Source organism: Methylobacterium sp. 275MFSha3.1 (assembly GCF_900108435.1).
Lineage (GTDB): Bacteria > Pseudomonadota > Alphaproteobacteria > Rhizobiales > Beijerinckiaceae > Methylobacterium.
Map to the genome: position 1 here is coordinate 329,648 of NZ_FNWP01000003.1, position 12,690 is coordinate 342,337.

Consider the following 12,690-nt stretch of genomic DNA (forward strand, 5'->3'; position numbering starts at 1 on the left):
CGGGTACGGATTGACGGTTAAGCACTTCGCATCTAGCGCTCTGTCTGTATGTGCAAAATTTGAAACAGGGGTGTTCCGTCGATGGAACAGGCGGAGGCGATCCGGGACCCGATGCCCGACTGGCAGAGCATCCGGGTCTTCCTGGCGCTCCAGCGGTCCGGTAGCTTCCGCTCGGCGGCCACGAAGCTCGGCCTGTCGGTGAACTCGGTGCGGCGCCGGATCGACGATCTCGAGGCGCTGATCGGCGCGCCGCTGCTGACCCGCCACGTCGACGGCATCCGCCTCACCGCCGAGGGCCACGCGATCCTCGAGGCCGCCGGCCGTATGGAGGTGGCGGCGTTCAGCCTGGTGCGCACCGGCGAGGGCGCGCCCTTCGCCGAGACCGGCGAGGTGCGGATCGCCGTGACGGAGGGGCTGGGCGCCTTCTGGCTCGCGCCGCGGCTCGTCGAGTTCCAGCGCGCCAACCCGCGCCTGACCGTCGACCTGCGCTGCGCGATGGAATCCGCCGACGTCCTGCGGCTGGAGGCCGACGTCGCGATCCAGCTGACGCGGCCGACCAGCCCGGACCTGCGCATCGTCAAGCTCGGCCGGATCCACATGGTGCCCTACGCCGCGCGGAGCTACGAGGAGACCTACGGGCTCCCGGCTCGCCCCGAGGACCTGGAGCGCCACCGGATCGTGGTGCAGGACGGCGGCCAGACCGTCGCCCTCGAGGATTACGTGAGCACGGTGCCGGGCTTCCCCGCGAAGGTCCCGATCACCCTGAAGATCAACGTCAGCAGCGCGTATTACTGGGCTATCGCCAAGGGGGCCGGGATCGGCCTGCTGCCGACCTATGCCAGCGCGATCGGCGCGCAGGTCGTCCCGGTGGACAATCTCGGCCGCTTCAGCGTCGACATCTGGCTGACCTATCACCCGGACGCCGAGCGGATCACCCGCGTGCGGCGGACGATCGACTGGCTGCGGGCCTCCTTCGATCCGAAGCGCTATCCCTGGTTCCGGGACGAGTTCATCCACCCCCGCGACCTGCCGGGTGCCGTGAAGGGCGCGGCCCTCCCCGACCTGTTCGCCGGCTTCATCGCCATGACGCCGTGACGCCTCCGTGATTCCGGCGGGCCGCGACGGCCGCTGGTCCGGGTCCTGCAACGGCCGACGCCCGCCCTTGACCGCGCCGCGCGCATGATCCTTGCTCCGGCCGCCGCGACGACGAGGTTGCCCGTGCTGCTGACGCCCCGTGAGAAGGACAAGTTGCTCATCGCCATGGCGGCGCAGGTGGCGCGCAACCGCCTCGCCCGCGGCGTGAAGCTCAACCATCCGGAATCGGTGGCGTTGATCACCGACTTCGTGGTCGAGGGCGCGCGGGACGGCCGCACCGTGGCCGACCTGATGCAGGCCGGCGCCACCGTGCTGAACGCCGATCAGGTCATGGAGGGCGTGCCCGAGATGATCCACGACATCCAGGTGGAGGCGACCTTCCCGGACGGCACGAAGCTCGTCACCGTGCATCACCCGATCCGCGGTGCGGCCTCGTCCGACATCCCCGGCGCGGTGACGACTCTGCCCGGCGAGATCGTGTTCAACCCCGGCGCCGAGCGGACCGTGATCGAGGTCGCCAATGTCGGCGACCGGCCGATCCAGGTCGGCTCGCACTATCACTTCTTTGAGGTCAATCCGGGCCTCGTGTTCCCGCGGGAGCAGGCCCGCGGCAAGCGCCTCGACATCGCGCCGGGCACCGCCGTGCGGTTCGAGCCGGGATCGACGCGGGAAGTGGCGCTGGTGCCGCTCTCCGGCGGGCGCACCGTCTGCGGGTTCCGCGGCGACGTGATGGGCAAGCTCTGATCATGGCCAACACGCCCAAGCCCGCCAGCCTGCCGCGCTCGGCCTACGCCGACATGTTCGGCCCGACCGTCGGCGACCGCATCAGGCTCGCGGACACGAGCCTGGAGATCACGATCGAGCGCGATTTCACCACCTACGGCGAGGAGGTGAAGTTCGGCGGCGGCAAGGTCATCCGCGACGGCATGGGCCAGAGCCAGGCCACGAACGCCGACGGCGCCGTCGACACGGTGATCACCAACGCGGTGGTCCTCGACCACTGGGGCATCGTGAAGTGCGATGTCGGCATCGTGCGCGGCCGGATTTTCCGGCTCGGCAAGGCCGGCAACCCGGACGTGCAGCCCGGGGTCGACATCGTGGTCGGGCCTGGCACCGAGGTCATCGCCGGCGAGGGCAAAATCCTGACGGCGGGCGGCTTCGACAGCCACATCCACTTCATCTGCCCGCAGCAGATCGAGGAGGCGCTCTGCTCGGGCGTCACCACGATGCTCGGCGGCGGCACCGGCCCGGCGCACGGAACCTTCGCCACCACCTGCACGCCAGGCCCCTGGCACATTGCCCGGATGATCGAGGCGGCGGATTCCTTCCCGATGAACCTCGCCTTCGCCGGGAAGGGCAACGCGTCCCGTCCGGAGAGCCTCGTCGAGATGGTGCGGGCGGGTGCCTGCGCGCTGAAGCTGCACGAGGACTGGGGCACCACGCCCGCGGCGATCGATACCTGCCTGTCGGTGGCGGACGCCCACGACATCCAGGTCATGATCCACACCGACACGCTCAACGAATCGGGCTTCGTCGAGGACACGATCGCGGCCTTCAAGGGCCGGACTATCCACGCCTTCCACACCGAGGGCGCGGGCGGCGGCCACGCGCCGGACATCATCAAGGTGGCCGGGCTGCCGAACGTGCTGCCGTCGTCCACCAACCCGACGCGGCCCTACACGTGGAACACGATCGACGAGCATCTCGACATGCTCATGGTGTGCCACCACCTCGACCCGTCGATCCCCGAGGATCTCGCCTTCGCGGAGAGCCGCATCCGGCGCGAGACCATCGCGGCCGAGGACATCCTGCACGACATCGGCGCGCTCTCGATGATGTCCTCCGACAGCCAGGCGATGGGCCGGGTCGGCGAGGTCATCATCCGCACGTGGCAGACCGCCGACAAGATGAAGCGCCAGCGGGGCGCCCTGCCGGGCGACGCGTCCGGCACCGACAACCTGCGGGCGCGCCGCTACGTCGCCAAGTACACGATCAACCCGGCCATCGCGCACGGCATCTCCCGGCATATCGGCTCGGTGGAGCCCGGCAAGCTCGCCGACCTCGTGCTGTGGACGCCGGCCTTCTTCGGCGTGAAGCCCGACCTCGTGCTGAAGGGCGGCAGCATCGCAACCGCGCCCATGGGCGACCCGAACGCCTCGATCCCGACGCCGCAGCCGGTGCATTACCGGCCGATGTTCGGCGCCTACGGCCGGGCGCCCTTCGCCACCGCCCTTACCTTCGTCTCAAGGGCGGCGGTGGAGGACGGCCTGCGGGAGCGGCTGGGCGTGCAGAAGGAGCTGGTCGCCGTTGAGAACGTCCGCGGCGGCATCTCGAAGAAGAGCATGGTGCTGAACGACGCCACGCCGGTCATCGAGGTCGATCCGGAGACCTACGACGTGCGCGCCGACGGCGAGCTGCTGGTCTGCGAGCCGGCCGAGGTGCTGCCGATGGCGCAGCGCTACTTCCTGTTCTGAGATAGGATGGGCTCGGTGGCAGGAGAGCCGCGATGACGAAGATCGCCCAGCTTCCGGCGAGGGACGACCTCTACACGACCGATCTCTGCCTCTGGACCGAGGAGCAGGCAGCCCTGCTCCGGGCCGGGCGCTGGCCGGATCTGGACCGCGCCAACGTCGCCGAGGAGATCGAGAGCTTGGGCGGATCCCAGAAAGCCGAGATCCGGAGCCGTCTCGCCATCCTGCTGCTGCACCTGCTGAAGTGGGAATTCCAGCCGGAGAAGCGGAAGTACGGCTGGCGCGCGACCATCCTCGACCAGCGCATCCGGATCGATGACCTGATCGACATGAGCCCCAGCCTCCAGTCCTGGCCGGATGCGGTGCTCGCGAAGGCCTATTCCGTCGCTGTTCTCGGGGCCGCGAGCGAGACGGGCTTGCCCGGATCCGTCTTTCCGAAATCCTGTCCCTACGCGATCGAGCAGATCCGTGAGCTCGGCTTCTATCCGGGCACGCCGGAGACGGACGTTGTCTGACCGCGCCCGAGTATCCAGCCCGAACCGTCGACCATGATCCGCGCCACCCGCATCCTCCGCCGCGACGCCCTGTCGGGTGGCGAGATCGTCGACCGCGTCGTCCTCGATCACGGCGACCGCCACCGCCGCCGCGTCGCCATGCGCGGCGCCGGGGGGCTGAGCTTCCTGCTGGACCTTCCGGAGCCGACCGTGCTGGAGGACGGCGACGCTCTGGTCCTGCAGGACGGACGCCTCGTCTGGGTCGAGGCCGCGCCGGAGCGCCTGCTCGAGATCCGGGCCGCCGGCGATCACGCCCTCAAGCGCCTGATCTGGCACATCGGCAACCGGCACATCGCCGCCGAGATCGGCCCGGACGCGGTCTGGATCGTGCACGACCACGTCCTCGCCGAGATGGTCCGGGGCCTCGGCGGCACCGCCGAGCCGGTGGAGCGCCCGTTCCGGCCCGAGGGCGGCGCCTATTCCGGCGGCCACGGGCACGACCACGGGCACGACCACCCGCACGGCGGCCATCAGCACCACCATGCCGCGGGCTGACGCCCTGGAGGCGCTGCGCCTGATGGCGTGGCTGTCGCCCGGCTACCCGGTCGGGGCCTACGCCTACTCGCACGGGCTCGAATGGGCGGTCGAAGCGGGCGACGTCCGCGACGAGGCGAGCCTGACCGCGTGGCTCCGGGACGTCTGCGAGCGCGGCGCCCTGCGCAACGACCTGATCCTGGCCACCCACGCCCACGCGGCGGCGCTGTCCGCGGACGGCGCCGCGCTGGTCGCCGTCAACGACCTCGCCCTGGCCCTGGCGCCGTCGCGGGAGCTGCACCTGGAGACGAGCCAGCAGGGCCGCAGCTTCCTCGACGCGACGCGCGGCGCGTGGCCCTGCGACGCCCTCGACGCCCTGGCCGGCAATCTGCCGGGGCCGGTCGCCTACCCGGTCGCGGTCGGCCTCGCGGCCGGCGCGCACCGCATGGATCCGGGCCCCGTGCTCGCCGCCTACGGCCTCGCCTTCCTGCAGAACCTCGTCTCCGCGGCCCTCCGGGCGGCGCCCGTGGGTCAGGCCGCCGGCACGCGAGTCGTGGCCGCCCTCGCGCCGCGCCTCGCCGGGCTCGCCGAGGCGGCCGCCGCGGCGGATCTCGACGCCCTCGGTGCCGCCACCTTCCGCCTGGATCTCGGCTCCTTCCGCCATGAGACCCAGTATTCCCGCATCTTCCGATCCTGAGCCCGCAGCATGACCTCCACGAACGGCCCCCTCCGCGTCGGCATCGGCGGACCTGTCGGTTCCGGCAAGACCGCCCTGATGGAGCAGCTCTGCAAGCGCTTCCGCGACCGCTACGAGATCTGCGCCATCACCAACGACATCTACACGAAGGAGGACGCGCGGATCCTCACCGTCGCGGGCGCCCTGCCGGAGGAGCGCATCCTCGGCGTCGAGACTGGGGGGTGCCCGCACACGGCGATCCGGGAGGATGCCTCGATCAATCTCGCCGCCGTCGCCGAGATGAGCCGGCGCTTCCCGAAGCTCGACCTCGTGCTGATCGAATCCGGCGGCGACAACCTCGCGGCGACGTTCTCGCCGGAACTCGCCGACATCACGCTCTACGTGATCGACGTCGCCGGCGGCGAGAAGATCCCCCGCAAGGGCGGTCCGGGCATCACCCGGTCCGACCTGCTGATCGTCAACAAGACGGACCTCGCGCCGCTCGTCGGCGCCGACCTGTCGGTGATGGAATCCGACACGCAGCGGATGCGTGGCACCCGGCCGTACGTGTTCGCGTCCCTGCGCAAGGGCGCGGGCGCGGACGCGGTGGCGCGTTTCGTGGAGGAGGCGGGCGGCCTGGGCCGCTGAATCGACGCGGGAGTCCGGGCGACCGGCGCGTCACGTTTCCTAGCGGCCGGCCTCGGCCGAGCGCGCGCGGACCGACGACCTGCTCGGGGTGCCCATGAGCGCGTCCAGGCGGCTCATCCGCGCGTTGAAATCGTTCAGGACGGTCTGGCGCGCCTTGATCGCGGCGCTGGGCTGCGCCTTGGCGGGGGTGTGCCGCGGGCGGGCCTCCGCCTGGACCGCCGGAACGGCGAGGAGCGCGGCCAGCGCCGCGATGGTCAGAGTGCGGGTCATCGTGAAATCCTTCGGCGCCCGCCGTGTCGGACGGCGCGACGCTGCGCTGAGGATATGCGCGACCGGAGCGCGGCCGCGTGCGCGAGCGCACAGCACGCAGACGTGATCGGGATGAGCGCCGTTGGGCCATCGCGGCGTTGACAGCGGTCCGTGACTGATTCAACCCGCGATATCGGGGCCTTCTGAACGGTATCGCGCATGCGAAATCTGCGGTGGCTGGCCGCCCTACCTTTCCTCGGCATCCTGGTCGGCCCGTTCTTCCTGAACCGGGTCGAGCCCTTCGTGTTCGGCTTGCCGCTGCTCCTCGCCTGGCTGGTGTTCTGCGTGATCGGAACCTCGGTCGTGATGGGGGTGATCTACCTGACCGACCCTCAGAACCGCGCGCCGGAGGATCTCCGATGAGCATCGCGCTCGTTATCGTGGCCGCCGGCTTCGCGCTGGCGATCGGCCTCGGACTCTACGCGCGGGTCGGCCGCGAGATGGGGCTGGAGCAGTGGACCGTCGGCGGCCGCGGCTTCGGCACCGCCCTGGTCTTCCTGCTGATGGCCGGGGAGATCTACACGACCTTCACGTTCCTCGGCGGCTCCGGCATCGCCTACGGCAAGGGCGGCCCCGCCTACTACATCCTCTGCTACCTGACGCTCGCCTACGTCACCTCGTACTGGCTGCTGCCCCCGGTCTGGCGCTACGCCAAGCAGCACAACCTCTACACGCAGCCCGACTTCTTCGCGCGCAAGTACGGCAGCCGCGCGCTCGGCATGCTGGTGGCGCTCGTGGGGATCGTCGCCCTCGTCCCCTACCTCGTGCTGCAGTTCAAGGGCCTCGGGATCATCGTCTCGACGGCGTCCTACGGCGCGATCTCGTCGACGACCGCGGTCTGGATCGGCGCGGCCGCGCTCACCGCCTACGTCGTGGTGTCGGGCGTGCACGGCTCCGCCTGGACGGCGGTGATCAAGGACACCAGCATCCTGTTCGTGGTGGTCTTCCTCGGGATCTACCTGCCGGTCCACTATTACGGCGGCTACGAGGGCCTGTTCACGGCGATCGAGGCCGCGAAGCCCGGCTTCCTGGCCCTGCCCGACCGCGGCCAGAGCCCGACCTGGTTCACCACCACGGTCCTGCTGACCGCGCTCGGCGGCTACATGTGGCCCCACACCTTCGCGTCGCTCTACACGGCGCGCGAGCCGGGCGCCTTCCGCCGCAACGCCGTGATCCTGCCGATCTACCAGCTGATCAACCTGTTCGTGTTCGTGATCGGCTTCACCGCCGTGATGCAGGTGCCGGGCCTGACGGGGCCCGACGTCGACCTCTCGCTGTTCAAGCTCTCCCTCGCGACCTTCCCGCCCTGGGTCATCGGGCTGATCGGCGCCACGGGGGTGCTGACCGCCCTCGTCCCGGGCTCCATGATCCTGATCGCGGGCGTCACGCTGGTGGCGAACAACCTCGTCCGGCCGCTGCGTCCCGGCATGGACGACGCCGCGACCGCGCGGCTGTGCAAGATCCTCGTGCCGGTGCTGGCGCTGGTCTGCGTCGGCTTCACCCTGTCGGGCGGCGATACGATCGTGCAGCTCCTGCTCATGGGCTACAACTTCGTGACGCAGCTCTTCCCCTGCTTCATCACCAGCCTGATGCGCCGCAATCCCCTCGACCGCCGCGCCGCCATCGCCGGGATCGTCGCGGGCGTGGCCACCGTGGCGGCGACCGTCCTCTCCGGGTTCAGCCTGGCGAAGCTGCCGATCCTGGGACCGCTCCAGGACGTGAATGTCGGCATCGTGGCGCTGGTGGTGAACGTCGTCGTGACGGTCGCCGTGGCGCAGATGGTGCGCGGGGGCGCGACCGCCGCGCAGGCCGCGGAGTGATGCCCGCTCAACCCTGTCCGCGGCGGGCGGTCAGCCAGGACGCCAGCAGCACCGCGACGCTCACCAGCCCGACGAGGAGGGTCGAGGCCGCGTTGATCTCCGGATTCACGCCGAGGCGGACCTGGCTGTAGAGCCGCATCGGCAGGGTGGTGGAGCCCGGGCCGGAGACGAAGCTCGCGATCACCAGGTCGTCGAGCGACAGGGTGAAGGCGAGGAGCGCGCCGGCCGCGAGGGCGGGCGCGAGCAGCGGCAGCGTCACGGTCATCAGCACGCGCGCCGGCGCCGCGCCGAGATCGGCCGCGGCCTCCTCGAGGGACCGGTCGAGGCCGCGCAGGCGCGCGCCGACCACCACCGCCACGAAGCCGGTGCAGAAGGTCGTGTGCGCGATGACGATCGTCAGGAGGCCGCGGTCCAGCCCGATCCCGATGAACATGAGCAGGAGCGACAGCCCGATCATCACCTCCGGCATCACGATCGGCCCGAAGACGAGACCCGTGAACAGGGCGCGACCGCGGAAGCGGCCCTGCCGCTCCAGGGCGAGCGCGGCCAGCGTCCCCAGGATCGTGGCGAGCAGGCTCGCGAGGAAAGCGACCTTCAGGGAGACCCAGGCGGCCGACAGGAGCGGCGCGTCGGCGAGCAGGGCGCCGTACCAGCGGGTCGAGAACCCGCCCCAGACCGTCACCATCGGCGAGGCGTTGAACGAGTAGACGATCAGCACCGCGATCGGCCCGTAGAGGAAGCCCAGGCCGGCCACCAGGGCGGTGCGGGTCACCCAGCTCACGGCGCCTCGCCCTCGCCCGCGCGCAGGCTGTCCCGGAACAGGACCACCGGTCCGATGACGATGGCTAGGATCAGCACGGCGACCGCCGCGGCCAGCGGCCAGTCGCGGTTCGAGAAGAACTCGCTCCAGAGCACCCGGCCGAGCATCAGCGTCTCCGACCCGCCGAGCAGGTCGGGGATCACGAACTCGCCGACCATCGGGATGAAGCAGAGCCCCGCGCCGGCCGCGATCCCGGGTAGGCTGAGCGGCACGGTCACGGTCCAGAACACCCGGCTCGGCGAGGCGCCGAGATCCGCCGCGGCCTCGCGCAGGGTCGGATCGAGGCGGTTCATCACCGCGTAGAGCGGCAGCACCATGAAGGGCAGGTAGGCGTAGACGAGACCGACGATCACCGCCGCGTCGGTGTTGAGGATCGTCAGCGGCGCGTCGATCAGGCCGAGCCGGCGCAGGGCGAGATTGAGCAGTCCCTCGGGCTTCAGGATCGCGATCCAGGCGTAGATCCGGATCAGGAAGCTCGTCCAGAACGGCACGATCACCAGCGCGACGAGGAGCGGCTGCCAGCGGGACGGCGCCCGCGCCAGGGCGTAGGCGAGCGGCGTCCCGAGAGCGACGAGGATCAGGCTGGCGACGCCCGCGTAGGTCAGGGAGCCCAGGGCGGCGTCGCGGTAGAGGGGGTCGGCGGCGAGCGTGCGGTAATTGTCGAAGTTCAGGGCCTCGAGGAAAGCCGACCAGCCGTCGAGCCCGCCGCGCCAGTCGAGCAGCGGCAGGTAGGGCGGGATCGCCGTGGCCGGCTCCGAGAGGCTGATCTTCAGGGTGATGACGAAGGGCAGCAGGAAGAACGCCGCCAGCCACAGGAAGGGCGGCAGGCGCGCCAGACGGTCGAACACCCGGCCGCGCTTGCGGGCGCGCGCGGACCCGGCCTCCGTTCGCCCGGTCGCGCGGTCGGCCTCCGCTCTGGCGGCCCTCATGCCGGCAGGATCACGGCGACGTCGGCGGGAAAGCTGGCCTGTGCGTCCGAGCCCGGCGCCGCGGCGGCCTCCGCGGGCCGCCCGCTCGCCCGCAGCGTGGCGCCGTCGGGCAGGCGCAGCGTCCGGCGCACCCGGTCGCCCAGGAACACGGCGTCGGCGACGACCACCGGCAGCCCTTCCGTGCCCAGCACCACGTCCTCGGGCCGCACCGCCACCACGACCGCGGCCCCTTCCGCGAGCGCGGCCTCCGCGACGCCCCGCACGGGACCGTGCGCGGTCTCGACCGTGCGGACCGTGTCGGCGCCTCCGGCGCCGACACGGCCGGGGATGAGGTTCACGTCGCCGAGCAGGCCGGCGACGAAGCGGCTCGCCGGGCGCCGGTAGAGATCGGCCGGCGGCCCGACCTGGATCAGGCGGCCCGCTTCCATGACGCCGATCCGGTCGGCGAGCATCATCGCCTCCTCGGGATCGTGCGTGACGACGACGAAGGCGGTGCCGAGGCGGCGCTGGACCGCGCGCAGTTCGCCCTGGGTCTCCTCGCGCAGGCCGCGGTCGAGCGCGCCGAGCGGCTCGTCGAGCAGCAGCAGCTTCGGCTCCCGGGCGAGCGCCCGGGCCAGGGCGACCCGCTGGCGCTGGCCGCCCGAGAGCGTCTCCGGTCGACGGTCGCCGAACCCGTCCAGGCGCACGAGCTTGAGCAGTTCCGACACGCGCTCCGCCGAGGCGGAGCGGCCGAGGCCCTTCAGCCCGTAGCCGATATTGCCGGCCACGCTCATGTGCGGGAACAGGGCGTAGGACTGGAACATCATATTGACCGGCCGCCGATGGGGCGGCAGCGCGGTCAGGTCCTGCGCGCCCAGCAGGATCCGTCCCGAGGTCGGGCTCTCGAAGCCCGCGATCATGCGCAGGAGTGTGCTCTTGCCGCATCCGGACGGGCCGAGCAGGCAGAAGAACTCCCCCGCCTCGAGGTCGAGGGACACGGCGTCGACGGCCCGATGGGTGCCGAAGCGCTTGGTCAGCTCCTCCAGCCGCAGGCGCGGCGCAGGCCCCTCGGACAACGGATCAGGAATCCTCGCGCAGCGCCTCGGCCACGCGCGCTTCCAGGAGGTCCGGCCGGCGCAGGACCAGGGCGCCGCGGGTGCGGTCGACCAGTCCCTCCGCCGCCATCGCGGTGAACTCCCGGGTCACCTGCTCGCGGCGGCAGCCGATCCGCGCGGCGAGGACGTGGTGGTAGGGCGGCGGCGAGACCACCCGCTCGCCCGCCGTGCCGGCCCGGGGCACGGAGAGGCGGAGCAGCTCGGCGTAGAGCCGGTGCTTCAGGTCGAGCAGGGCGTGCTCCATGAGCCGCGTGTTCAACTCCCGCACGCGCTTGGCCAGGAGGCGGAACAGCCGGTCGGCGATCGCCTCGGACGCGAACACGATCTGCCGGAAGACCGGCGCCGGCACCACGCAGACCTCGCCGCGGGTCAGCGCCGTGACGTTGGCCGAGCGGCCGATCCCGTCGATGGCGGCGAGCTCGCCGAAGAAGGCCCCGCCCCGCATCTCGCCCAGGATGACTTCCTTGCCGGACTGGGTCCGGTTCAGGATGCGGACCTCGCCGGAGGCGATGAAGTACACGTCGGTGGAGATATCGTCGAAGTCGACGAGGACCTCGTTCTCGTCGAAGCGGCGCCAGTGGCAGCGGGGCTCGTAGGGGCTGAGCTCGATGCCGGGATCCTTGAAGAAAGGTATTGTCCCCAACCGCGCCATCGATCGTGTTCCCTCAACTCCGGCCTCCGTCCCTGCCCTGACGGGGGCCGGCCAGCAGATCTGGGGACGGGAGCAGCCCGCACAGTGAAGCCGCGCCCCGCCGGGGCGGTGCTGGATCGATCGGGCACCGCAATCGTGACGGTCGCGGGCGGGGCGGTCAAGCCGCGTCCCGATGAACAGGAGTTTATTAGCGTGGATCAGGTATCAGGGCTAAATTCCTGGCCCGCCGAGGCGGGCAGTATCGATGCATCAAGACGTACCTTTCCCGCGCTCGACATCCTCCACCGGTCCCCGCCAGCAGGCGACACTCGCGCGCCCCTTCGAGCGTTCGGGCCGCAGCCTCCATTCCGGGCGGCACGCCACGGTCCGCGTCAGCCCCGCCCCGGCCGGCCACGGCATCGTCTTCCGCCGCCACCTGAAGGACGGACGGGCGGTCGACGTGCCCGCCCACTGGCACTACCGGGTATCGCAGCCGCTCTCCTCGGCGCTGCGACGCGACGGCGTCCTCGTGCGCACGATCGAGCACCTGATGGCCTCGCTCAGCGCGCTGCGGATCGACAACGTGCTGGCCGAGATCGACGCCGACGAGTTGCCGATCTTCGACGGGAGCGCGACGCCCTGGTGTGAGGCGATACGGATCGCGGGCCGCCGCGAGCAGAGCCTGCCCTGCCGGGTGATCCGCCTGCTGCGCACGGTGGCGGTCGAGAACGGGCGGCGCCGCCTCGAGATCGAGCCGGGCCCGGGCCTGCACATCACCGGCCACGTCGCGCTGGCGCATTTCGGCTCGATCGACTGGTCGGGCGCGATCACGCCGGAATCCTTCGAGCGGGAGATCGCGCCGGCGCGCAGCTTCGGGCGCTACGCGCGGGCCATGGCGGGCCGCGCCTACGGCTACCTGATGCGGAACGACTTCCTGCAGGGCGTCTCGCCCCGCTCGGCAGCGCTGCTGGTGCGCGGGCACGTCCTGGGCGGGATGCGCGTCCCTGGCGAGCCGGTTCGCCACCGCATCCTCGACCTCGTCGGCGACCTCGCGCTGGCGGGCCACCCGGTCGAGGGTCGGATCTCGGCGTTCCACACGGGGCACGAGCTGAACCACGCCCTCGTCACCGCCCTGATGCGGGACGGCAAGGCCTGGGAACTCGTCTGAG

At 71.2% G+C, this 12,690-nt stretch carries 15 protein-coding genes; 10 read left to right on the plus strand and 5 right to left on the minus strand.

The annotated features are described in order from the left end of the window. The first annotated feature begins 81 nt into the window (after positions 1-81). The 7 genes from BLW78_RS04485 (at position 82) to ureG (ending at position 5,918) form a co-directional block, all read left to right on the plus strand. Positions 82-1,095 (plus strand): LysR family transcriptional regulator, encoded by a 1,014-nt coding sequence (locus BLW78_RS04485; protein ID WP_091677010.1) that lies wholly within the window; start codon positions 82-84, stop codon positions 1,093-1,095. A gap of 123 nt (positions 1,096-1,218) precedes the next feature. Next, positions 1,219-1,839, plus strand: a complete 621-nt coding sequence (locus BLW78_RS04490) for an urease subunit gamma (RefSeq protein WP_091677013.1) — start codon at positions 1,219-1,221, stop codon at positions 1,837-1,839. 2 nt (positions 1,840-1,841) lie between these two features. Next, complete coding sequence (ureC, locus tag BLW78_RS04495; RefSeq protein WP_091677016.1) at positions 1,842-3,569, plus strand: urease subunit alpha; 1,728 nt, start codon at positions 1,842-1,844, stop codon at positions 3,567-3,569. Between the two features lie 32 nt (positions 3,570-3,601). Then, a complete protein-coding gene (locus BLW78_RS04500; protein WP_091677018.1) occupies positions 3,602-4,081 on the plus strand; it encodes a DUF29 domain-containing protein in 480 nt (159 codons plus the stop codon). 33 nt (positions 4,082-4,114) lie between these two features. Beyond that, positions 4,115-4,615, plus strand: coding sequence for an urease accessory protein UreE (locus BLW78_RS04505; protein ID WP_091677021.1), 501 nt, complete (start codon positions 4,115-4,117; stop codon positions 4,613-4,615). Next, complete coding sequence (locus BLW78_RS04510) at positions 4,602-5,291, plus strand: urease accessory protein UreF (protein WP_091677025.1); 690 nt, start codon at positions 4,602-4,604, stop codon at positions 5,289-5,291. Before BLW78_RS04505 ends, BLW78_RS04510 begins: the two co-directional genes overlap by 14 nt. Before the next feature lie 9 nt (positions 5,292-5,300). Beyond that, entirely contained in the window at positions 5,301-5,918 is a 618-nt protein-coding gene (gene ureG, locus BLW78_RS04515) for an urease accessory protein UreG (RefSeq protein ID WP_091677028.1), read from the plus strand. 39 nt (positions 5,919-5,957) lie between these two features. On the opposite strand, the gene BLW78_RS04520 is transcribed toward ureG, so the two are convergent. Next, complete coding sequence (locus tag BLW78_RS04520; protein ID WP_056528533.1) at positions 5,958-6,188, minus strand: hypothetical protein; 231 nt, start codon at positions 6,186-6,188, stop codon at positions 5,958-5,960. A 198-nt stretch (positions 6,189-6,386) separates the two neighbouring features. Between BLW78_RS04520 and BLW78_RS04525 the strand changes: the two genes are divergently transcribed. Together BLW78_RS04525 and BLW78_RS04530 are read left to right on the plus strand one after the other, a co-directional pair. Then, positions 6,387-6,590, plus strand: coding sequence for a DUF3311 domain-containing protein (locus tag BLW78_RS04525; protein ID WP_091677030.1), 204 nt, complete (start codon positions 6,387-6,389; stop codon positions 6,588-6,590). Further along, positions 6,587-8,047 (plus strand): sodium:solute symporter family protein, encoded by a 1,461-nt coding sequence (locus BLW78_RS04530; RefSeq protein ID WP_091677033.1) that lies wholly within the window; start codon positions 6,587-6,589, stop codon positions 8,045-8,047. The genes BLW78_RS04525 and BLW78_RS04530 overlap by 4 nt, the downstream gene beginning before the upstream one ends. A gap of 7 nt (positions 8,048-8,054) precedes the next feature. Here the strand turns inward: BLW78_RS04530 and BLW78_RS04535 are convergent, their stop codons facing one another. From BLW78_RS04535 to BLW78_RS04550, 4 genes are read right to left on the minus strand one after another with little or no spacing between them, the layout of a single operon-like run. Then, positions 8,055-8,828 (minus strand): ABC transporter permease subunit, encoded by a 774-nt coding sequence (locus BLW78_RS04535; RefSeq protein WP_042673520.1) that lies wholly within the window; start codon positions 8,826-8,828, stop codon positions 8,055-8,057. After that, the gene (locus BLW78_RS04540; RefSeq protein ID WP_042673521.1) at positions 8,825-9,796 is read right to left on the minus strand and encodes an ABC transporter permease; all 972 of its coding nucleotides are present in this window, start codon (positions 9,794-9,796) and stop codon (positions 8,825-8,827) included. Before BLW78_RS04540 ends, BLW78_RS04535 begins: the two co-directional genes overlap by 4 nt. Then, positions 9,793-10,851 carry an ABC transporter ATP-binding protein gene (locus tag BLW78_RS04545; protein WP_091677036.1) on the minus strand — a complete coding sequence of 353 codons (1,059 nt, stop codon included), beginning with the start codon at positions 10,849-10,851 and terminating at the stop codon, positions 9,793-9,795. The genes BLW78_RS04540 and BLW78_RS04545 overlap by 4 nt, the downstream gene beginning before the upstream one ends. A 4-nt stretch (positions 10,852-10,855) precedes the next feature. Beyond that, positions 10,856-11,542 carry a Crp/Fnr family transcriptional regulator gene (locus BLW78_RS04550; RefSeq protein ID WP_026604752.1) on the minus strand — a complete coding sequence of 229 codons (687 nt, stop codon included), beginning with the start codon at positions 11,540-11,542 and terminating at the stop codon, positions 10,856-10,858. A gap of 244 nt (positions 11,543-11,786) precedes the next feature. Between BLW78_RS04550 and BLW78_RS04555 the strand changes: the two genes are divergently transcribed. After that, on the plus strand, positions 11,787-12,689 hold the full coding sequence (locus tag BLW78_RS04555; RefSeq protein ID WP_091677038.1) for a UDP-3-O-acyl N-acetylglycosamine deacetylase: 903 nt from the start codon (positions 11,787-11,789) through the stop codon (positions 12,687-12,689). Position 12,690 lies beyond the last annotated feature (1 nt).

Bases quoted from the DNA above. Each gene is read 5' to 3' on its own strand.
- BLW78_RS04530 (WP_091677033.1), top strand. From the start codon at position 6,587: ATGAGCATCGCGCTCGTTATCGTGGCCGCCGGCTTCGCGCTGGCGATC.
- ureC (WP_091677016.1), top strand. From the start codon at position 1,842: ATGGCCAACACGCCCAAGCCCGCCAGCCTGCCGCGCTCGGCCTACGCC.
- BLW78_RS04520 (WP_056528533.1), bottom strand. From the start codon at position 6,188: ATGACCCGCACTCTGACCATCGCGGCGCTGGCCGCGCTCCTCGCCGTT.
- BLW78_RS04485 (WP_091677010.1), top strand. From the start codon at position 82: ATGGAACAGGCGGAGGCGATCCGGGACCCGATGCCCGACTGGCAGAGC.
- BLW78_RS04555 (WP_091677038.1), top strand. From the start codon at position 11,787: ATGCATCAAGACGTACCTTTCCCGCGCTCGACATCCTCCACCGGTCCC.
- BLW78_RS04550 (WP_026604752.1), bottom strand. From the start codon at position 11,542: ATGGCGCGGTTGGGGACAATACCTTTCTTCAAGGATCCCGGCATCGAG.
- BLW78_RS04500 (WP_091677018.1), top strand. From the start codon at position 3,602: ATGACGAAGATCGCCCAGCTTCCGGCGAGGGACGACCTCTACACGACC.
- ureG (WP_091677028.1), top strand. From the start codon at position 5,301: ATGACCTCCACGAACGGCCCCCTCCGCGTCGGCATCGGCGGACCTGTC.
- BLW78_RS04525 (WP_091677030.1), top strand. From the start codon at position 6,387: ATGCGAAATCTGCGGTGGCTGGCCGCCCTACCTTTCCTCGGCATCCTG.
- BLW78_RS04505 (WP_091677021.1), top strand. From the start codon at position 4,115: ATGATCCGCGCCACCCGCATCCTCCGCCGCGACGCCCTGTCGGGTGGC.
- BLW78_RS04540 (WP_042673521.1), bottom strand. From the start codon at position 9,796: ATGAGGGCCGCCAGAGCGGAGGCCGACCGCGCGACCGGGCGAACGGAG.
- BLW78_RS04510 (WP_091677025.1), top strand. From the start codon at position 4,602: ATGCCGCGGGCTGACGCCCTGGAGGCGCTGCGCCTGATGGCGTGGCTG.